General features: G+C 71.3%; 13 protein-coding genes. 8 read left to right on the top strand and 5 right to left on the bottom strand.

The annotated features are described in order from the left end of the window. Positions 1-204 precede the first annotated feature (204 nt). The 3 genes from LBW94_RS09980 to LBW94_RS09990 all read right to left on the bottom strand — a co-directional run bounded on the left by LBW94_RS09980 (position 205) and on the right by LBW94_RS09990 (position 3,461). A complete protein-coding gene (locus tag LBW94_RS09980; RefSeq protein WP_225053353.1) occupies positions 205-1,131 on the bottom strand; it encodes a hypothetical protein in 927 nt (308 codons plus the stop codon). Between the two features lie 130 nt (positions 1,132-1,261). Then, positions 1,262-2,665 carry an NAD(P)/FAD-dependent oxidoreductase gene (locus tag LBW94_RS09985; protein ID WP_225053355.1) on the bottom strand — a complete coding sequence of 468 codons (1,404 nt, stop codon included), beginning with the start codon at positions 2,663-2,665 and terminating at the stop codon, positions 1,262-1,264. Between the two features lie 70 nt (positions 2,666-2,735). Next, positions 2,736-3,461 (bottom strand): TetR/AcrR family transcriptional regulator, encoded by a 726-nt coding sequence (locus LBW94_RS09990; RefSeq protein ID WP_225053357.1) that lies wholly within the window; start codon positions 3,459-3,461, stop codon positions 2,736-2,738. Between the two features lie 330 nt (positions 3,462-3,791). Between LBW94_RS09990 and LBW94_RS09995 the strand changes: the two genes are divergently transcribed. The 5 genes from LBW94_RS09995 (at position 3,792) to LBW94_RS10015 (ending at position 10,689) form a co-directional block, all read left to right on the top strand. Next, positions 3,792-5,741, top strand: a complete 1,950-nt coding sequence (locus LBW94_RS09995; RefSeq protein ID WP_225053359.1) for a hypothetical protein — start codon at positions 3,792-3,794, stop codon at positions 5,739-5,741. A gap of 11 nt (positions 5,742-5,752) precedes the next feature. Beyond that, a complete protein-coding gene (locus LBW94_RS10000) occupies positions 5,753-7,012 on the top strand; it encodes an LGFP repeat-containing protein (RefSeq protein ID WP_225053361.1) in 1,260 nt (419 codons plus the stop codon). A 69-nt stretch (positions 7,013-7,081) separates the two neighbouring features. Next, entirely contained in the window at positions 7,082-7,372 is a 291-nt protein-coding gene (locus tag LBW94_RS10005; protein WP_225053363.1) for a hypothetical protein, read from the top strand. Between the two features lie 183 nt (positions 7,373-7,555). Then, on the top strand, positions 7,556-9,019 hold the full coding sequence (locus LBW94_RS10010) for a cytochrome P450 (RefSeq protein ID WP_225053365.1): 1,464 nt from the start codon (positions 7,556-7,558) through the stop codon (positions 9,017-9,019). A 782-nt stretch (positions 9,020-9,801) separates the two neighbouring features. Beyond that, entirely contained in the window at positions 9,802-10,689 is an 888-nt protein-coding gene (locus tag LBW94_RS10015) for an N-formylglutamate amidohydrolase (RefSeq protein WP_225053367.1), read from the top strand. On the opposite strand, the gene LBW94_RS10020 is transcribed toward LBW94_RS10015, so the two are convergent. Both LBW94_RS10020 and LBW94_RS10025 read right to left on the bottom strand, forming a co-directional pair. Then, positions 10,598-11,485 carry a class A beta-lactamase-related serine hydrolase gene (locus tag LBW94_RS10020; RefSeq protein WP_225053369.1) on the bottom strand — a complete coding sequence of 296 codons (888 nt, stop codon included), beginning with the start codon at positions 11,483-11,485 and terminating at the stop codon, positions 10,598-10,600. The two genes, LBW94_RS10015 and LBW94_RS10020, sit on opposite strands and share 92 nt — an antisense overlap. Before the next feature lie 42 nt (positions 11,486-11,527). Then, positions 11,528-11,734 carry a hypothetical protein gene (locus LBW94_RS10025; protein ID WP_225053371.1) on the bottom strand — a complete coding sequence of 69 codons (207 nt, stop codon included), beginning with the start codon at positions 11,732-11,734 and terminating at the stop codon, positions 11,528-11,530. A 374-nt stretch (positions 11,735-12,108) separates the two neighbouring features. On the opposite strand from LBW94_RS10025, the gene recC reads away from it, so the two are divergent. The 3 genes from recC to recD all read left to right on the top strand — a co-directional run bounded on the left by recC (position 12,109) and on the right by recD (position 21,553). Further along, positions 12,109-15,483, top strand: a complete 3,375-nt coding sequence (recC, locus tag LBW94_RS10030) for an exodeoxyribonuclease V subunit gamma (protein WP_225053373.1) — start codon at positions 12,109-12,111, stop codon at positions 15,481-15,483. Positions 15,484-16,262: 779 nt separating this feature from the next. After that, positions 16,263-19,673, top strand: coding sequence for a UvrD-helicase domain-containing protein (locus tag LBW94_RS10035; RefSeq protein ID WP_416276869.1), 3,411 nt, complete (start codon positions 16,263-16,265; stop codon positions 19,671-19,673). Next, a complete protein-coding gene (gene recD / locus LBW94_RS10040) occupies positions 19,670-21,553 on the top strand; it encodes an exodeoxyribonuclease V subunit alpha (RefSeq protein WP_225053375.1) in 1,884 nt (627 codons plus the stop codon). Before LBW94_RS10035 ends, recD begins: the two co-directional genes overlap by 4 nt. The last annotated feature ends 8 nt before the right edge of the window (positions 21,554-21,561 follow it).

The following is a 21,561-nucleotide window of genomic DNA, read 5'->3' on the forward strand; positions in this document are numbered from 1 at the left end:
ACGCTCGACATTCGGACCAGGTCGCCCACTGGATTGGTGCAGCTCACGACTCGCCGCGAACCGCGCCGTCAGGCGGCGGTCACCGGGAATGCCGGGCCGCACCGGCCCGCGCCGATTCCGTACGGACGTGATCGGATCCGGGCCGGACGGACAGCGGCCGGAACCCCCGGAGGGGTCCCGGCCGCGCGATGCTCTCCCGGACGCTCAGGCGTCGGCGGCCTCGGTCGCCGCAGCGGGCGACTCGGCTGCGGCGGGCGTGTCGGCAGCGGCCGCGCCGGCGGCCGGGGACTCCACGGACGGCTGGTCCACCACGGGCGGCTCGACCGCCGGAGCGTTGTACGCATTCACGCCACCGATGATCGCTCCGGCCACACTGCCCACCACCAGACCCGGCAGGACCGGCGGCAGGCCCGCGATGGCGCCGACCACGGCGCCGGTCGCGAAGCCGCCGAGGGTCCCGGCCGCGATCCGATCCGAACGGCTCGGCGCGAATCCGGCGGAGTCCAGGGTCCGGGCCAGCTGGGCCTCGGTGCGTGCCGACGCCTCGTTCACCTGACCGGCCTGGAAGGCGGGCAGCCAGGCCGGGATGTCGACCTTCGCATCGCCGCAGCGCAGCTTGCCGGCCGGGGCCTGGATCGGCGCCACGCCGGGCACCGCGTCCGGGTTCGGCAGGTGCAGGCGCCCGGTGTCGACCGCCGCCAGGCCCGCGTTCTCGGGTTCGGCCCGCATCCCCGTGCTGGAGTTGCGGCCGACGTACACCTTCGGCGCCGGGACCTCGGCGGCCACCTGCTCCTCGTCGGTCGCCGCGGCGGCCTCCGACTCCTCGCCCGGGTGCTGCGCCCGCGTGGCCTCCGACACCGGCGGGATCGGGGCGGCCTCCGGATTGGTGGCACTGTCGGCGGACGTGTCGACCTCGGCCGGATCGGCGGGAGTGGCTTCGGCAGGCGTCTTCTCGGCGGGGACCGCATCGCCGGGATTCTCGGCCGCCACCACCGGAGGCGTCCCGGCCGGGGAGTCCGCGAAGGCCGCACCGGCCCCGAGACATGCGGCGACCGGAATCGCTCCGGCGATGATGATCGAGCCGAGCTGCCGCCTCCGCGGCGCCGGATCGACCTGCTGGCGTGTGCCCATGGTGACCTTTCTCGTGAATGCGAACGTTTTCCGAACTACACATTCGGATCCGTCCGGCGTTCCGGATTGGTCCAGGGGATCGGCCGTTCCGGCCGTGTCCGCGGCTACCGCGGCCCGCGGCGCGGCGGGTTCAGCCGGCGGATTCTTCGCTGTCCGTGCCGATTTCCGCGCGCAGCTCGCGCGCGTCCTCTTCATTTCCGTTCATGGCCTCCAGCGCGAGCCGGGCGAAAACCCATTGCTCGGTGGCGGCCATCTGCCCGCGCGTGCGTCCCGCGAACGACACGAACCATTGGAAGACCGTGACCACCCGGCTGCGATAGCCGATGAGGTAATAGAGGTGCAGCCCCAGCCAGGCCAGCCAGGCCAGGAATCCGCTGAACTCGAACTTGCCGATCTGGCAGACCGCGTTGAACCGGGAGATGGTCGCCATACTGCCCTTGTCGAAATAGGCGAAGGGCTTGCGATCGGCCGGGGTCTGCTTGCCCGCGAGTTCGGCCCGGATCTGTTTGGCGGCGTAGGTGGCGCCCTGGATCGCGCCCTGGGCCATGCCGGGCACCCCGGGCACGGACATCAGATCGCCCACGACGAAGACGTTCGGATAACCCTTGACGGTCAGATCGGGTTCCACCACCACCCGGCCCGCGCGATCGGTCTCGGTGCCCTTGGACCGCTCGGCCAGCATCTTGCCCAGCGGGCTGGCCTGCACCCCGGCCGACCACACCTTGCACGCGGCCTCGATGCGCCGCACATCGCCGGTCTGGCTGTCCTTGATGGTGACCCCGCGCGCGTCGACGCCGGTGACCATCGAGTTGAGCTGCACCTCGACGCCCATCTTCTCCAGCCGGGCGTGCGCCTTGCCGCCCAGTTTGGGGCCCATCGGCGCGAGCACCGCGTTGGCGCCCTCGACCAGGATCACCCGGGACTCCCGGGTGTCGATGGCCCGGAACGCCCCGGACAGGGTGCGGGTGGCCAGCTCGGAGATCTGGCCGGCCAGCTCGACCCCGGTGGGGCCGGCGCCGACGACCACGAAGGTGGTGAACCGGTCCTTGGCCTCCTGGGTGGTGGCCAGCTCGGCCTCCTCGAACGAGCCGAGGATGCGCGCGCGCAGTTCCAGTGCGTCGTCGATGGTCTTCATGCCGGGGGCGTAGGTGGCGAACTGATCGTTGCCGAAATACGACTGCTGGGCGCCGGTGGCGACGATCAGGCTGTCGAAGCCGGTGACGGTGTCCTGTTCGAGCAATCGCGAGGTGACCGTGCGATTGACCAGATCGATCTGGTGCACCTCGCCCAGCAGCACCTGGGTGTTCTGGTACTTGCGTACCACCAGGCGGGTGGCGGGCGCGATCTCGCCGGTGGACAGGATGCCGGTGGCGACCTGGTACAGCAGCGGCTGGAACAGGTGGGTGGAGGTCTTGGAGATCAGCACCACGTCCACATCGGCGCGGCGCAGGTGCCGGGCCGCGAACAGCCCGCCGAACCCCGATCCGACGACCACGACGCGGTGGCGTGGGCCACCGGTGGTTGCGATGCTCATCTGGTGCTCCCTCCAAGCCCGACAATTCGACGCTCGACGGACACAACCGTAGTCGGCAACCGGGCGGCAGTCACGGTGACGGCGGAGTGTCGGTGTGAACGTTTCGTGCCGCTTCCGTGACGGACGGCGCCACGATCAGCGGTCCGGTGAACCGGCCCGCACCGGCGGATTCCAGTGCGGGCCAGAGGAACGCGGTGAGCCCGTCGACGAACTCGTCCCGGCGGCGGCCGGGGTCGCGGCCCCAGTCCTCCGCCGACATCAGGACCGCGCCCACGGTCGCGGTGGCCCACACCCGGGCGGGCGCCGGATCGGCGTCGACAGCGCGCAGCAGCGCGTCGAACACCGAGGCCGCCCAGTCGGCGGCCCGGGTGAAGAAGGGCCGGGTGGCCGGCGGGCGCGGATCGTCGGACTGCATCCGCTGCATCAGCAGGTGGTGCAGGTTCGGATTGCCGTCGACGAAATCGCACATCAACTGCACCAGCGCGCGCAGCAGCCGCCGCCCGGGCAGCGGCTGCGCCAGGATGGTGTCCGCGGCCGCGATCACTGCCTCCATGTGCCGCTCGGCCAGCGCGTCGACCAGGGCGGGCAGATCCGGGAACACCGCGTACACCGCGGTGCGCGCGTAGCCCGCCGCGGCCGCGACCCGGGCGACGGTGAGCGCCGCGCCGTCGGCGGCCACCACCCGCTCGGCGGCGTCGAGCAGTTCCTCCCGGCGGGCGGCCGGGTCGCGGGGTGGGCCCGGCGGCCGGCCGCGGGTGCGGCTCGCCGCTCGCACGGTGTCCGGCTCTGCGCTCATGGTCCTCACGGTATCGCGTGCCGCCGGTCCGGGCCGCCCGTCGCATTCCGTGAGAAATTGATGAGATTTCCGGGACGCCGCCCGGGTTTCGAAGCAGAAACGAATCGCCGCGCCAATTTCGGCCGGTAATACAATGGCGGCAGGTCGCGTGACGGTGCTCGATGCCGCTCACGGGGATGATTCCGATACTTGCGCAGCTCGTTTCCGTGCTCCGCCGGTCCGCATTCACCGGAAATTCGTCCGCCGTCGCCGGGATACCCCGTGAATGTTGTCGGATGAATTCACGGCCATGATTGACCGACCCGACTTTCGGGGTGTAATTGTGGTGAGTTGCTGCACCGCGCGGAAAAAGGAATTAAATTTTTCTCGAGATCACCGATCGTCTCAATGGAGGCACCCATGCCGAATCCCGAGCACAACGATCCGAAGTCCGCACACTCGCAGCCCAGGCAGCCGATGCACGTCGCCGACGACGTCCGGGATCACCCCTACACCGTGCAGCGACTGGTGGAGCGCCCGATCGAGACGGTCGTGGACAAGCCCGTGACCATGGAACGCGTCGTCGAGCGGCTCGTGGTCGACACCGTGGACCAGGTGGTCGACAAGCCCGTCCGGGTCGCCCGCACGGTGGAGAAGCCCGAGGTCACCGTGGTGGACGAGGTACGGGAGAAGCCCGTCGCCGTGTCCCGGCTGGTGGAGCGGGCGGCCGTGCAGATCACCGACAATGTCGTGGACAAGCCGGTGACGATCGAGCGGCGCATCGAGCAGCCGACGGTGACCGTGACCGACAAGGTCGTCGACAAGCCGGTGACGGTGGAACGGCGCATCGAGCAGCCGATCGTGAACATCGTCGACAAGGTGCAGAACAAGCCGGTCGAGATCCAGCGGCTGGTGGAGAAACTGGTCGTCGCCGTCGTCGACAGGGTGCAGGACAAGCCCACGCAGGTGCAGCGCCTGGTGGAGAACCTGATCGTCGACATCCACGACAACGTGGTCGACCGGCCGGTGCGGATCGAGCGCCGGATCGAGCAGCCCGTGGTCGAGATCGTCGACAAGGTGGTCGAGGTCCCGGTCCAGCGCATCGTGGAGCGCGTGGTCGAGAAGCCGGTGGAGAAGATCGTCGAACGGGTCGTCGAGAAGCCGGTGGAGAAGATCGTCGAGAAGGTCATCGAGGTCCCGGTGGAGAAGATCGTCTACCGCACCGTGGAGAAGCCGGTGGAGAAGGTGATCGACCTGGTCGTCGAGCAGCCGGTGATCCGCACGCGTGAGGTGCCGCGGGAGATCATCGTGGAGAACCTCGTCGTCACACCGGTGGAGAAGCCGGTCGACCGCGTGGTGGAGAAGATCGTCGAGCGGCCCAACATCGTCGAGAAGGTGGTGGAGAAGCCCGTCGACCGGCCCGTCGAACGCGTGGTCGAGCGGCCGAACGTGGTGGAGCAGGTCGTCGAGCGGCCGATCGACCACACCGTGGAGCGGGTCGTCGAGGTCCCCAACCTGATCGAGCGGGTGGTGGAGAAGCCGGTCGATCGCGTGGTGGAGAAGGTGGTCGAGAAGCCCGAGATCACCGAGCAGGTGGTGGAGCGGCCGGTGGCCCGGACCGTGCAGAAGACGGTCGAGGTCCCGAACGTCACCGAGAATGTGGTCGAACGACCGGTCGAGCACACCGTCGACCTGATCGTGGAGAAGCCGAACATCGTCGAGAACCGGATCGAACGCCCGGTGGAGCGGGTGGTCGAGGCGATCGTGGAGATGCCGCAGATCATCGAGAAGGTCGTCGAGAAGCCGGTGGAGAAGGTGCTCGAGAAGATGGTCGAGACTCCGGTCCTGGTCGAGCAGACCGTGGAGCGGGAGGTCGAGATGGTGCACGAGCGCATCGTCGAGCGGCCGGTGGAGAAGGTCGTGGAGAAAATCGTCGAGCGCCCGGTCTACAAGGAGGTGGAGAAGGTCGTCGAGGTCGTCGTCGAGAAGCCGGTCTTCGTGCAGCGGGTGGTGGAGAAGCCGGTCGAGCAGGTGGTGCGGACCCAGGAGACGTTGTCCACCAACGTCCGCAGGCTGGCCGGCGAGGCCACCGACGTGGAGCCGGTGATGCACGAAAGTGCTTCCGCCGACGTGGAATTCATCGAACGCTCCACCGGCCGGCACCCGCTGGACCGGATCGTCGGCAAGCAGTCCGACGTCCTCCCGAACGAGGAGCTGACCAGGATCGAGTCTCGTGAACCGGAATCCGAACGCGACCGTGACCGGGACCGCCCGCGTGGGCGGCACTGGCTGCGCCGCTGAGAGGAGTGGTGATGTCGTCACTGTCACGAAAAGCGTTGTCCGGCTTGGCCGCTGGTGTGCTGAGTGTCGGCGTGCTCGGCGGTACGGCGCTGGCGGGCCCCGGCCTGCCGGAACCGGGCCCCTCGCCGGAGGCGACCGGCGCGATCACCTCCCACTACAACGATCTCGGTGGCGCCGGTTCGGCGCTGGGCCCGGCCGACGGCCAGGCCAACCAGATCGGCGACAGCGGTGCGGTGCAGAACTATCGGGGCGGCGCCATCTTCTATTCGCCGGGCACCGGCGCCAGGGCCGTCTATGGCGACATCCTGGGCCGCTACCGAGATCTGGGCGGTCCGACCGGCGATCTGGGCTTCCCGGTCGCGGACGAGACCGATGCCGGTGACGGTGCCGGCCGGGTCGAGAATTTCGCGGAAGCCGGTGGTGCCGCGATCTATTGGAGCCCGACGACGGGCGCCCACCTGGTCCGTGACAAGGTGCTCGACGCCTACCGCGCCAGCGGCGCGGTGACCGGGCCCTTCGGCTATCCGACCACGGACATGACCGCCGAATCGGGGGTGGAGGCGAACGGCTTCGCCGGCCCCACCGGTACCGAGATCCGCTGGTCGCAGCCCGACGGTCTCAGCACGGTGCCCGCGAATCTCGCGGCGTCACTGGGTGCGCAACCGCCGGCCGGCGCGCCGCAGGCGGCCCCGCCGATTGCCGCGACCGGCACCAGCAGTTCCGGAATCAACCGGTGGTGGGGTGTGCCGATCGGCCTGGCCATCGCCGCGGTCGTGGGTGGTCTGCTGGGGCTGCTCGGCCGCCGTCCCGCGCCGCGGCCGGTGGAACCGCCGCTGCGCACCGCGACGGCGCCCACGGTACGGACCGCGCCGCCGGCGCGCTCCGCCTTCGAGACGCCGCGCGCGCCCCGGCCACCGCGGGAGGCGCCCCGTCCCGGCTTCGAACAGCGCGGCCCCGGCTTCGAACAGCGCGGCCCCGGCTTCGCCCAGCGGCGTACCGAATTCGACACTCCGCGAACGGGTTTCGAGATGCCCCGAACCGGGCCGATACCGGCCGGTCAAGCGATGCGCGGCCCTGCGGTACCGGTGCACGGCGAGGCGCCGCCCTCACCGCAGACCCGCCGCGGCGCCGTCGAACCGGTGGTGCACCAGCGGCCGGACGCGGAGGCCGGCGGTATCGAAGTGGTCTACGAGAACAACGCCGTGGGCGCGAACCAGCGCAGCCACACCGACAAGAGTGATCCGCACGGTGGTGACACGCGGCAGGTGTGACACGAATTCCGTTGCCGCGGAGTTCGTTCGGTAACCCGCGGCACAAGGCGATCGAAAGGAGACCCTCGCATGGAGTGGCTGCTCGGATTGCTCGGCGGGCTGGTCGGCGGGAATCTCGCCGGCGCCCGGACCGGCGTGGGAGTGGGCGCCAACAGCGTGGCCGGCGCGGTCGGTGGCGGTATCACCGGCGCGATCATCGAGGCGGCGACCAGCAGCGGTCTGGACCTCGGGCAGATCATCGGACAGATCGGTGGCGGCGGTGCGGTCGGCGCGGTGCTGACCGCGCTGATCGGCCTGATGCGGCGCGGCCGTGGCACCACGGTGCCGCAGCAGCGCCACCACCGGGCGGTGTCGCACTGACGCGCCGGTCGGTCACCGGTCACCGGCCCACCCGGAACGGATGACGTCGGCCCGCCCCGGTCCCCGGGGCGGGCCGATCCGGTGCCGGAGTACGCGATCCGGCGCCGCTCGCCGATTCCGCATCCGCGCGGGAGTGATCCGTGCTACTAATGTACGGAGCGTACTTTTTGCGGAGGCGGAGTCATGGTCGGCATCGACGCGGACGCGCTGGAGCGCGAGAACATCGACCTGTTCCGGATTCCGGAGCAGCACACCATCGATCGGATGCTGCGCCGGCTGCCGGTGCGGGAACGGGTACTGGCCACACCGCCGGATCCGGCGCAACTCCCGATCCGCGGCGACATCGGACTGCCGTATCTGGGCCGCGCCCTGCACTATCTGCGCTGGGGACCGGCGGAGGTGCTCGGCCGCTACGAGAAGTACGGGCCGGTCAGCTACAACCGCTCGCTCGGGGTGGACCGGGTCCTGGTGGCCGGCCCCGACGCGGTGGACGAGGTACTGGGCAAGCGCCGCAACGACTTCGGCCAGGGCTGGGACTATTTCATCGGCCCGTTCTTCCGGCGCGGACTGCTGCTGCTGGAGTTCTCCGAGCACATGTACCACCGCCGGATCATGCAGCAGGCGTTCACCCGGCAACGGCTGGAGGCGCACCTGGCCGAGGTGACGCCGGTGGTCGACGCGGCGATCGCGCGCTGGGTACCCGGCGGCCCGGGCGGCGCCCGCGACGTCGAGCTGTACCCCACGGTGAAGGACCTGACCCTGGAGATCGCCACCGCCGTCTTCATGGCCGCCGACGCCGGCCCCCAGCGCGAGCGCCTGGGCAAGGCGTTCATCGACTGCACCCACGCCGCGCTGGCGATCGTGCGCCGGCCGGTCCCCGGCGGCGCCTGGTGGGCCGGCCTGCGCGGCCGGAAAGTGCTGGAAGAGTACTTCACCCACATGATCCCGGAGAAACGCCGCACGACCGCCGAGGACTTCTTCTCCGCCCTGTGCCACGCCCGCACCGAGGACGGCGAGCAGTTCTCCGACGAGGACGTGGTGAACCACATGATCTTCCTGATCATGGCCGCCCACGACACCACGACCACCACCGCCACCACGGTCGCCTACTACCTGGGCCACCACCCGGACTGGCAGCAGCGAGTGCGGGAGGAGGCACGAGCCCTCCACGCCGACCTGAACGGCGCCCCACCCACCATCACCGACCTGGACCGCCTGCACAACCTGGACCTGGTGGTCAAGGAAAGCCTCCGACTGGTCCCCCCGGTACCCGGCCTGGTCAGACGAGCGGTACGCGACACCGAGGTGGCCGGCCGCTTCATCCCCGCCGGAACCAACGTCGACCTCGCCTACATCGTCAACCACCTGTCCCCGGACCTGTGGACCGACCCCCTGCGTTTCGACCCGGACCGCTTCGACGACCCCCGCCGCGAGGACCGCAACCACCGCCTGGCCTGGATGCCCTTCGGCGCAGGCGCCCACAAGTGCATAGGCATGCACTTCGGCATCTTCGAGGTGAAAGCGATCATCGCCGCCATGGTCCGAGACCACGAATGGCGCATCCCCGCCGACTACGTGATGCCCTGGGGTTTCACCACGATCCCCTTCCCCCGCGACGGCGCCCCCATGCACCTGCGCCGACTGTAACCCGTCACCACCCCCAAGCCCGACAAGCCTTTCCAAGCCCCACCCCCACCCCCACCCCCATCACCACCAAGCAGCCCCACCCCGCCCGTGCGTCGCCCGCTCCACCGCCAACCCGGCCACCAACCTGTAGGCCCTGCCCCCTGAGCGTTGCCCGCCCCACCTCCAACCCCCGGGTCACCGATCCGCAGGCCCGACAAGTCTTTTCATGGCCCAACCCTCGACAACGGTCACCACCCGAGCAGGCCCACCCCGCCTGTGCATTGCCGGCCTCACCTCCAGCCCCGGTCACCACCGAGCAGGCCGGGACCCTCGAGTTCTCTTCCCGCCTCACCCTCCAACGCGGTCACCAACAAGCAGGCCCGGCATTCGGCCCGCCCGCTGAGGGCCCGGTCACCACCAAGTAGGCCCAACGTTAATGTTCTCGGCCCGTCTCGATTCTGGACTGACGGAGCGGGGGAGCGAAGCGGAGGAGCGGAGGAGGGAAGAATCGAGACTGAGGGGCCGAGAACCCGCCGGAGCGAAGCGGAGGCCAAAAATACAGCCGGTCACCCCCCAAGAAGGCCCAACCCTCAGTATCCGCACCCCGAAACACGCAACAGCCAAATCAAACCCAGACCACACGGCCGCCATCGCACACGCCACCACATCACCACCGCCACATCATCATCACCACCACCACACCACCTCACCACCGCCACATCATCACCACCGCCCCACCTCACCACCGCCCCACCACACCACCGCCACCACCCCTCCACCCCCACCACGATTACCGTGACCGAATGCCCACCGCCCGAGTGATTCCCGGTTCGACCTCCAGCCCCGTAATCCTGCACGTGCCCCACGCCTCACGCCACATCCCCGCAGCAGTCCGCCGGACAATCCTGCTCACCGATCCCGACCTGGCGACCGAACTGGACCGCATGACCGACACTGCCACCGACCTGCTCGCCGAGCAAGCAGCACACCACGCGGCAACAAGACCCTGGATCGTCCAGAACACCGTCTCACGCCTGGTGGTCGACCCGGAGCGATTCCCGGACGAGCGCGAGGAGATGCGCAAGGTCGGCATGGGCGCCGTCTACACCAGAACCTCACACGGCACCCCCCTGCGGCACCCCGACCCAGCGACCGAACAAGCACTCCTGAACGACTACTTCCACCCCTACGCCGACACTGTGTCACGCGTAGTGACCGACCGCCTCGCCGCAACCGGCACCGCCGTACTGCTCGACGTGCACTCCTACCCACGCCTGCCGCTACCGTACGAATTGCACCCCAGCGGAACACGTCCCGCGATCTGCCTGGGCACGGACCCGGCACACACACCGCCCCACCTGCTGGCCGCCGCGCAAGCAGCCCTCGCACCCTGCGGCGACCTCTCCCTGAACACCCCGTTCGCGGGATGCTATGTGCCACTGCACCATTACAACACGAACCCCGACGTCACCGCGCTGATGATCGAGATCCGCCGGGACATCTACCTGACCGAACCCGCCGGCCCCCCGACCCCAGCCCTGAACGACGTGGTCGCCGCACTGACCCGCTTGATCAACGAGGCCCCGGCCCGCCCGGAACCTAACCCCGCCCGCCCAGCAACAGCTGAGCGACATGGGTGGTGGTCTCCTCACCCTCGGTGTACCCGCCCTGATCACCGAGATCGTTCATGATCGCCAGCGTGTAGCGCTCACCCGGCCCGGCGAACCCGACCGAGTTGACCACCCAGCCCCCCTGCTCGTCGGACCAGCCGTTCTTCAATCCCGGCCGCATGGACGGCCCCGCACCCCAGACCCCCCAATGCTGATTGGTGTCGACATTGCGCATCCGATCCAGCAGATAGGCCCGATCGTCCGGATGCATGGTGTCGAGCACATTGTTCATCAGCCGATCCAGATCGGCCGGCGAGCACTGCTGAAATCCCCAGTCGGGAAACGGATGTCCGGCGGTGGGCTGCGGCGCCAGCCCGGTCATGCCGTTGGCCCGGAAGGCGTTGTTGTAGGCCATCCGGTCCGGCCCGATGTACTTCTGCCACAGCACGTCGGCGGCATTGTCGTTGGAGGTGGCCAGCATCGACTCCAGCAGCGTCCGGTCCTCCGGCGTCAGCACGATCGCGCCGACCCGGGCCCGGTTGAGCAGATCCTCCGCGATCGCCAGCTTGATGGTGGACGCGGTCCAGAACATGGTGTCGGCGTTGCCGTTGCGGTACACCGCACCGGTGACCCGGTCACGCAGCACATACCCGACCATGCCGGGCCGCCCCGCGACGTACGCGTCGGCCGCCGCGATCCGGTTGCTCATATCGCAGTCGAAACCACCCACGCAACCTTGGGTGTGCAGCGGCAGCGCGGTGGCCGGCGCGGCCTGGGCCGCGGGCAGGCCCGTGACGAGGGCGGCGGCTACGGCGCAGGCACCGAAGGCCAGTCGCGAGGATCGGGTGGCGCGCGAGGCGGCGCGGGGATAACGCACGGTGCACCACACTAGACGCGGCCCCGGAAACCGGCCAACCGGTCAGCGGAAAGCGGCCAACAGGTCCTCCACCTTGCGCCCGTTGAGCCGATAACAGTGCGCGAAAGCCTCGGTGTGCCGGTCGCGCGGCCACGCGTTGAGCACCACGGCACGACCGTAGTGCCGGGAATTGACGAGCTCCCATCGTTCGCCGACGCGGCGGACCGTGAACCCGGATCTGGGGACCAAGGGAATCACGTTCGCAGACATGAACCGAACCAGCCTTTCGAATGACGCTTGCCCCGTGAACCACATCCTCCCCGCGGAGCACTGTGGCACACCGCGTCATGGCCACCGGCGTGACACGCGGCGGTGAATTCGGGCCAAAACGGTTTTGTGACGAACGCCACGGAATCCCAAGTGTTGCTGGAAATTTGGTTCAAACGGTCAATTCGGAGTAATTGCAGCGCATAGCTAATGCCAAATATTTGCCAGCAATATTCCGAGTGGTTTGTTTCACGGAAGCCGAGTCGCACACCGGTGTGGCGTCCGGGAGTTTGTAGGATCGGCCGGTCGACAGGCAACCGCGGGGCATCCGGCCCCCAGCGGCCGTCGGATCCACCGCGAGCGCAGAGAGGCGGCTGATGGCGCTGCACATCCACCGAGCCGAACGGGCGGACACGCTCGCCGACCTGCTCGCGTCGATGGTGTCGCAGCCGCTGCCCGACCCGTTCGCGGTCGAGGTGGTCGCGGTACCGGCCAAGGGGGTCGAGCGCTGGCTGACCCAGCGGCTGTCCCGGTCGCTCGGCGCGGCCGGCGGCGACGGCATCAGCGCCAACATCGCCTTCCCCACCCCCGCGGCACTGATCACCGGCGTGCTGGCGGAGGTCACCGGCATCGCCGTCGCCGACGACCCCTGGGCGCCCGAGCGCGCGGTGTGGGCGCTGCTGCGCGTGCTGGACACCGCGCTGCACGAACCGTGGTGCGCGGTGCCCGCCCGGCACCTCGGCGCCGGCGACACCCGTTCGCACCGGGCCGGCCGCCGCTTCGCCACCGCCGCCCGCATCGCCGCGCTGTACGAGGGCTACGCCGGTCAGCGTCCGGCGCTGCTGCTCGACTGGGCCGCCGGCGCGCCGGGTGCGGACCTGCCCGAGGACCTGCACTGGCAATTCCTGTTGTGGCAGCGGCTGCGCGCCGAACTGGGCACCCCCAGCCCCGCCGAGCGCCTCGCCGGGGCCTGCGCCCGGCTGCGCGCCGAACCGGCGGCGATCGACCTGCCGCACCGGCTGTCCCTGTTCGGCGTGACCCGCCTCGGCGCCGACCAACTGGCCGTGCTGTCGGCCCTCGGCGAGCACCGCGACGTCCACCTGTGGTTGACCCATCCGAGTCCGGCGATGTGGTCGGCGCTGGGAACCGGTTCGGCCACAGCGGTTTCCGATGCCGCGCTGGGTGGGCTCGGGCCGGCGGGGCCGGTCCGGGCGGCGGATCGCAGTGCGCCGGCGGTGGCGCACCCGTTGCTGGCGGCGCTCGGACGTGATGCGCGGGAGTTGCAGCAGCGGCTGGCGGTGCTGGGGCCGGTGGTGGGCAGTCATCATGCCGGTGGCGACAGCGCTTCGGGTACGGTGCTTTCCGCCGTGCAGGCCGGGTTGCGCGAGGACGTGTGGCCGCCGGCGCGGCAGTTGCCCGCCGATGCGAGCGTGCAGGTGCACTCGTGTCACGGCCCGGCCCGGCAGGTCGAGGTGCTGCGGGATGTGCTGCTGGGGCTGTTCGCCGCCGATCCGGCGCTGCAACCGCGCGATGTGGTGGTGCTGTGCCCCGATGTCGACAGTTACGCGCCGCTGTTGCGGGCCGCGTTCGGTCAGTCCGCGGCCGACGACGCCGCCGCGCATCCCGGGCACCGGTTGCGGGTGCGGCCGGCGGATCGGTCGCAGGGCTCGGCCAATCCGGTGTTCACCGTGCTGGAACAGGTGCTGGCGCTGGCCGACGGCCGGGTCACCGTCACCGAGGTGCTGGATCTCGCCGCGTCCGAACCGGTCCGGGTGCGCTGCGGATTCGACGACGACGATATCGAGCGGTTGCGCGAATGGGCCGCCGAGACCGGCGCGCGCTGGGGGATCGGGCAGCGGCAGCGGCAGGCGTTCGGCCTCGGTGATTTCGCGCAGAACACCCTCAACGCCGCCGTCGACCGCATCCTGCTGGGCGTGGCCGCGGGCGAATCCTCCGAGGACTGGCTCGATCTCGCGCTGCCGCTGGACGATGTGGACTCCGGTGACGTGGATCTGGCCGGGCGGTTCGCCGAATTCGTCGACCGGCTGGCGGTATGCGTCCGCGACCTGCGCGGGCCGACCCCCGCCGAACCCGCCGGCTCGGCGCGCCCGGCCGCCGAATGGCAGCAGGTGCTGATCCGGATCCTGGAACTGCTGACCGAGGTGCCGCGGGCCCAGGCCTGGCAGGCGGCGGAGGTGCGCCGTGACCTGGTCGCCGCCCTGGAACACGCCGGTGACATCGCGCTGCGGCTGCCGGATATCGCGGCGCTGCTGCGGTCGCGGCTGTCGGCGCGGTCGGTGCGGGCCAATTTCCGTACCGGCGAGCTGACCGTGTGCGGTCTCGCGCCGCTGCGCTCGGTGCCGCATCCGGTGGTGGTGCTGCTCGGCCTCGACGACGACGTCTTCCCCCGGACCGGCGGCGTCGACGGTGACGACATCCCGGCCCGCGAACCCCGCATCGGCGATCGCGACGCGCGCAGCGAGGACCGGCAACTGCTGCTGGACGCGATCATGGCGGCCGAGCGGCAATTGATCGTGCTGTACACCGGGGCCGACCCGGTGACCGGTGCCTACCGTCCGCCCGCGATCCCGCTGGCCGAACTGCTCGACGCCGTCCGCGGCCACCTCACCGCCGCCGCGGCCGCCACCCTGGTGACAAGGCATCCGTTGCAGGCGTTCGACCGCCGCAATTTCGTTGCCGCACAACCGATCAGCTTCGACACCGTGGCGCTGGCCGGCGCGCGGGCCGCCGCGCACCCCGTGCAGATTCCGCCGGAATTCCTGCCCGGCCCGCTGCCCGCCGCCGCGGTCACGGATGTCGAACTGGCCGAACTGATCTCGTTCGTGGAGCATCCGGTCCGGGCCTTCCTGTGGCAGCGGCTGGGCATCCGGGTGCCGGAGGAGGACGAGGAGATCGATCAGCGCCTGCCGATCGAGATGGACGGCCTGTCCAAGTGGAATGTGGGCGAACGTATGCTCTCGGCCCGCCTGACCGGCGTCGATCCCGCCACCCTGCGCGCGGCGGAGTGGCGCCGCGGCACCCTGCCGCCGTTCGGCCTCGGCGCGGCGGTGCTCGACGAGGTCGAGGACACCGTGGACCGCCTGGTCCGGGTCGCACGGCCGATGCACGAGATCCCCGCCCGCACCATCGATGTCGCGGTGGACCTCGGCGACGGCCGGCTGCTGTCCGGCACCGTTCCCGACGTGCACGACGACGCGGTGGTCCGCACCACCTTCTCCCGCCTGGCCCCGAAACACCGGATGGCCGCGTGGGTCCGGGTGCTGGCACTGGCGGCCACCGAACGCAACCGCGGCTGGCGCGCGGTCACCATGGGCCGCGGCAAATTCGGCCGCCCCGCGTGGCGTTCCACCCTGACCGCCCCCAATGCCGCAGTGGCCCAGCAGATCCTGCGCGACCTGGCCGACCTGCGCGACCTCGGCCTGGCCGAGCCGCTGCCGGTGGCCCCCACCGCCTCCCCCCTCTACGCCGAACGCCGCGCCCAGGGCGCGACCGTCGCCGACGCCCGCCTCGCCGCCGGCCAGGAATTCCTCGGCGGCCCCGGCGGTCCCAAGGCCTTCGGCGACCACACCGACCGCTACCTCCGCTACGTCTGGGGCCCCGCGGTCCGCCTGGACAACCTGGAAACCCCGCTCACCGACCCCGACCAGCACGGCGAACCCACCCGCTTCGCCGCCACCGCCCGCCGCCTCTGGCACCCCCTGCTGGCCTGCGAATCCCAGGGCCAGCCATGACCGACGAACTGTTCTCCCTCACCGACCTGGACCAGCCCCCACCCCCACGTCGCCGCCGCACCAAACAGTCCGTCCCCCACCGCCACGACACCCCGCCCCCCACCTCGGATCTCTTCACCCTCGACCTCCTCCCCACCCCCGAACCCGGCCCGACCGCGGACCACCCCGCACCCGAGCGACCCCGCCCCGCGCCCGCCGCGTCGCAGCCCGCTCCCGGCGACGCGACCCGCGAGCCCCCCGATTCGGCCGCCGCTACCGAAGCCGATCCGGCTGTCTCCTCGGCGTCGTCGAGCGCGCCCGCGCACTCGGCCGAATCCGCAACGGCCATAACGCCGCAGTCTGCCCCGGATCCGGGCTCTCCCGCATCGTCGGGTGATTCTGCTGCCGCGTCGCTGTCGCCTGTCGATTCCGGCGCTGCCGCGAGACGGCAATCCGCGCAGAGCGATTCGGACCGGGAGTTGCCGGTGTCGGCCGGGGATGTCGACGCATCGGCGGCTGCGGCAGGACCGGGATCGGTCGGTGACCCCGGTGAGCGGCCCACCTCTGACGCGCCCTCCGGGTCGAAGCCGCCGGTAGCGGACCAGCGGACGCTGCCGGATTCGCTCGAATCCGATACTGCCGCAACCGATCAGGCGGCGCTCGGAGATATCGATCGGGAGTATCCGGCGGCGGGGGAGGTCGGGGATTCGATTTCCGGGGGTGTGGCGAGCGAGGAGGCGGAGGGTTCGGTGCGGGTGGCGGTGAACGGTGTGGGTGCGGCGGAGGTCGCTGCCGATCCGATGCAGGAGTTTCTCTCGCGGACCGCGGAATTCGCGGATGCGGCCGATGGCGGTGTGCCGGATTCCGATCGCGAGCAGGGATTCTCCGGGTGGGAACACGCGACCGGCCCGGTGGGGCAGCGGTTCGAGTTGTGCGGGGAGCTGCCGTGGGGGACGACCGTGCTGGAGGCCAGCGCGGGGACCGGGAAGACGTATGCGATCGTCGGGCTGGCGGTGCGGTTCGTGGCCGAGGCCGGGGTGGACGTGTCGCAGTTGCTGCTGGTGACGTTCAGCCGGGCGGCGACCCAGGAGTTGCGGGAACGGACCCGGGACCGGTTCGTCGCGGTGGCGGCGGGGCTGGTCGATCCGGAGGCGGCGCGGGGTAGTGGGGACGAGCTGATCCGGCATCTGGCGCAGGCGGATTCGGCGGAGGTGGCGCTGCGGCGGGGGCGGTTGCTGGCGGCGCTGTCGGATTTCGACGCCGGGACCATCGCGACCACGCACAGTTTCTGCCAGCGGATGCTGGACGAGCTCGGGCTGGCGGGGGAGCAGGATCCGGGAGCCCGGCTGGTCGACAATGTGGACGATCTGGTCGTCACCGTGGCCGACGATCTCTATCTGTCGCGGTATGCGCGCGGTGGGGCGCCGTTCCCGGTGAAGGAGGCGTACACGCTGGCGCGGGCGGCGGTGCAGGATCGGCACGCGCGCCTGGCGCCGGGGCCGGAGATCGGGGATCACCCGGCCGCCGAGCGGGTCGCCTTCGCCGCCGCGGTGCGAGCGGAAGTCGAACGGCGCAAACGGCTCTCGAGTATCCGCGACTTCGACGACCTGCTGGTGCTGCTGCACGAGGTGCTGGCCGATCCGGCGCACGGCGAGGGCGCCTGCCGCCGGATCCGGGCGCGGTATCGGGTGGTGCTGGTCGACGAGTTCCAGGACACCGATCCGTTGCAGTGGGACATCCTGCGGCGCTGTTTCCACGGGCACGCGGCGCTGGTGCTGGTCGGCGATCCGAAGCAGGCCATCTACGCCTTCCGCGGGGCGGAGGTGCTGAGCTACCTCGACGCCGTCGCACATGCCGACGGGCGGCGGGAGCTGACCACCAACCGGCGCAGTGACGCGGGACTGCTCGGCGCCCTGTCCCATCTGATGGGCGGTGCGGCGCTGGGCCACCACGACATCACCGTGCATCCGGTGTCGGCGGTGCAGCCGCGCACCCGGCTGACGGGTGCGGCGGGCGCGCCGCTGCGGCTGCGGGTGTTCCCCCGCGACGGCGCGGGGCCGAAGAACAAGTCCGGATTTCCGGCCGTCGGCACACAGCGCGCCCGGGTCGCCGAGGATCTGGCCGCGGACGTGGTGGCACTGCTGGACGCCGGGGCGCACTTCGGTGACCGGCCGCTGGGGCCCGGCGATATCGCGGTGCTGGTCCGCACCCGCGCGCAGATCGATCTGGTGCGGGCCGCGCTGGATCGGGTGGGGGTGGCGTCGGTGCTGGCCGGCGGTGCGAGCGTCTTCGGCACCGACGCGGCCGACGACTGGCTGTGGCTGCTGCGAGCGCTGGAGCAGCCGCACCGCGGCGACCGGGTGCGGCTGGCGGCCGGTACCCCGTTGCTCGGGCTGACCGCGGCCGAGATCGACGCCGGCGGTGCGGATCTGGTGGGCCGGCTGTCCACCCAGCTGCGGGAGGGCGCGCGGTTGTTCGCGCGCGCCGGATTCGCCGCGGTGTTCGAGAAGCTCGCCGCGGAGACCCGGCTGGCGCCCCGGCTGCTCGCGGTCGCGGGTGGCGAACGGCAGCTCACCGACCTGCGGCACATCGCACAGCTGCTGGATCAGGCCGCGCTGCGGGAATCGCTGGGGCTCACCGCGCTCACCCGCTGGCTGGCCGACCGCATCCGCGATCCCGCCTCCGGTGCGGTGTCCGACCGCAGCCGCCGCCTGGACCGCGACGACGCGGCCGTGCAGATCGCCACCGTGCACGCCAGCAAGGGCCTCGAATTCCCGGTCGTGTACCTGCCGTTCGCCTGGGACAGCGCCAAGAATCCGAATCCGGTCACCCTGCTGTTCCACGAGGACGGCGACCGGGTGCTGGATGTCGGCGGCCCGGAGGCGCCCGGCTACACCGAGCGCAAGAAGCTCACCGAGGCCGAGGACGCGGGGGAGGAACTGCGCCTGCTGTACGTGGCGCTGACCCGCGCGCAGTCCCGGGTGGTGGCCTGGTGGGCGCCCGCCTACGGCACCATGTACGCGCCGCTGCACCGGATGATCCTCGGCCGCCGGCCCGAGACCGCCGAGGTCGCGGCCCGGGCCGAGGTCCCCGCGGATCCGGCGGTGGCCGAACTGCTGACCCAGTGGGCCGCGGACGCGGGCCCGGGGCTGATCGAGGTGGAGCCGGTCGGCACGGTGCCGACCGCACGGCCGCGCTGGGAGCGGGCCGCGGCGGCCACGGGCGAGCTGGCGGCGGCGGTGTTCGACCGCGAGGTGGATCAGGACTGGCGCCGCACCTCCTATTCCGCGCTGACCGCGGGGGCCCACGACACCCACGGGCAGCCGGAGGAGGCCCCCGGCGTCTCCGACGAGCCCGACACCCCGGTCGAGCTGGCCGGGCCGGCAGAAACCGCCACGGCCGCGGCCTCTCTGATGAACGCGCTGCCCTACGGCGCGGAATTCGGCGTCCTCGTGCACGGTGTGCTGGAACTGGTCGACACCGACGCCGCGGACCTCGCCGCGGAGGTGCACCGCCGCTGTGCCGACGCGGTCGCGGAGCTGATGGCCGAGGTCGATGTCGACGCCCTGGCCACGGCCCTGCTCGCGGTGCTGCGCACCCCGCTGGACGGCCCGTCGCCCGCCGCGCCGATGGGTTCGCTGGCCGCGGTCGCGTGCCGGGATCGGTTGAACGAGTTGGCCTTCGAACTGCCGCTGGCCGGTGGCGAGACCCCGGCGGCGGAATACGCGACCCTGCACCGGATCGCCGCGCTGCTGCGGCGGCACCTGCCCGCCGGCGACCCGTTCGCGGCATATCCGGATCTGCTCGACGCCCTCGACGACACGCCCCTGCGGGGCTATCTCACCGGCAGTATCGACGCGGTGCTGCGGCTGCCGGGGCCGCGTTTCGTGGTCGTGGACTACAAGACCAACCGCCTGGGCACCGGCGATCTCACCGTCGCCCACTACACCCCCGAGCACATGGCCGCGGAGATGATGCGCTCGCACTATCCGTTGCAGGCCATCCTGTATTCGGTCGCCCTGCACCGCTATCTGCGCTGGCGGTTGCCCGGTTACGATCCCGCGCTCCATCTCGGTGGCATCCGGTACCTGTTCGTGCGCGGCATGATCGGCCCCGAGACGCCACCGGGTTGCGGTGTCTCGGAATGGGATCCGTCCCCGGCGCTGATCATCGAGCTGTCCGCGCTGCTGGCCGGCGAGGTGGCGCCGTGACGGCGATCCAGCTGGCGCAGCGGGCCACCGGTCTGCTGCGGATCTTCAACGTCGCCGGGGTGCTGTCCGCCGCGGATGTGCACGTCGCGCTGCGGCTGGGCCGGTTGGGCCGCGAGGAGTCGGAGCCGGTGCTGCTGGCGGCCGCGCTGGCGGTGCGCGCGGTGCGGTCCGGCTCGGTCTGCCTGGAGCTGGCCCGGATGCACGAGATCGGTATCGACGGTGAGGGTTTCGACGCCGAGATAGATCCGGACGCGATCGATCCCGCGACCCTGCCGTGGCCCGCGGCCGAGGCGGTGGTGGCCGCGCTGCGGATCAGCCCGCTGGTCTGCGGCAGCGCGGCCGGGCCGTTGCGCCCGCTGCGGCTGGTCGACCACGAATCCGGTCCGCTGCTGTATCTGGACCGGTACTACCGGCAGGAACAGACCATCCGCGCGGCGCTCGTCGACCGGTCCGGCACCCATCCCCTGGTCGATCCGGAAACCGTTCGGCGGCAATTGGATCGGCTGTTCCCCGAGACCGGCGGTCCGGGCGATCCGCCGGATCGGCAGCGGGTCGCCGCCGCACTGGCCGCCACGCACTGGACCACCGTGGTCGCCGGCGGGCCCGGCACCGGCAAGACCCACACCATCGCCCGGATCCTGGCGCTGCTGACCGCGCACCAGGCCGCGATCCCGGGCGCGCCCGCGCTGCGGATCGCGCTGGCCGCCCCCACCGGCAAAGCCGCCGCCCGCCTCCAGGAGTCGGTGCGGGAACAGGCCCGGGGCCTGGACCTGCCGGAGCTGACCGCCGCCACCCTGCACCGGCTGCTGGGCTGGCAGCGCGGCGGGGCCACCCGGTTCCGGCACCACGCGTTCAACCGGCTGCCCTACGACGTGATCGTGGTGGACGAGACCTCGATGGTGTCGCTGACCATGATGAGCTGCCTGCTGCCGGCGGTGCGGCCCGACGCCCGCCTGGTGCTCGTCGGCGACCCCGACCAGCTGGCCTCCGTCGACGCCGGCGCGGTACTGGCCGACCTGGTCGCCGGACCCGTTGCCGCCCAGCCGAATCCGGTGCTGGACGAGATCCTGGGCCCGGATGCCGGCGTCGCCGGACATCCGGATTCGCTGAGCGCGCGGGAACGAGATCGGCTGCGCGGCGGCATCGTCCGGCTCACCCGCGGCCGCCGGTTCGGCGGCCGGATCGCGGAACTGGCGGTGGCCGTGCGCGCCGGGGCCGCCGACGACGCGCTGGCGCTGCTGGCCGCCGGTGGCAGCGAGATCTCGCTGTGCGCCCCCGACGCGGTCGCCGAGGTCCGCGCCGATGTGGTCCGCGCCGCCCGCGAGGCCACCGCGGCGGCCGAACACGGTGACGCCGCAACGGCTCTCGCGGCGATGGAATCGCATCGGCTGCTGTGTGCGCACCGCCAGGGCCGGTTCGGCGTCGAGCACTGGGACCGGCTGGCCGCCGACTGGGTCGCCGCGGCCGGGCTCGGCGCGGATCACGGTGGCGGGCACTGGTTTCCGGGCCAGCCGCTGCTGGTCACCGCCAACGATCACGAGGCCCGCATCTACAACGGCGACACCGGCGTCATCGTCCGGGGCCCCGACGGCACGCTGCGCGCGGCCCTGCAACGCGGTAACGAACCCTATCTCGTCCATCCCACCCAGTTCCCCGGCGTCACCACGGTGTACGCGATGACCATCCACCGCAGCCAGGGCAGCCAGTACGGCACCGTCTCGGTGGTGCTGCCCGGCCCCGAGTCCACGCTGCTGACCCGGGAGCTGTTGTACACCGCCATCACTCGCGCCCGAACCCATGTCCGGATCATCGGCACCGAGGAGGCGGTCCGGGCCGGCATCGGGCGCCGGGTGCTGCGCGCGAGCGGGCTGCGCGCGTGAGCGGTCCG

Source organism: Nocardia sp. alder85J (assembly GCF_020176955.2).
GTDB lineage: Bacteria > Actinomycetota > Actinomycetes > Mycobacteriales > Mycobacteriaceae > Nocardia.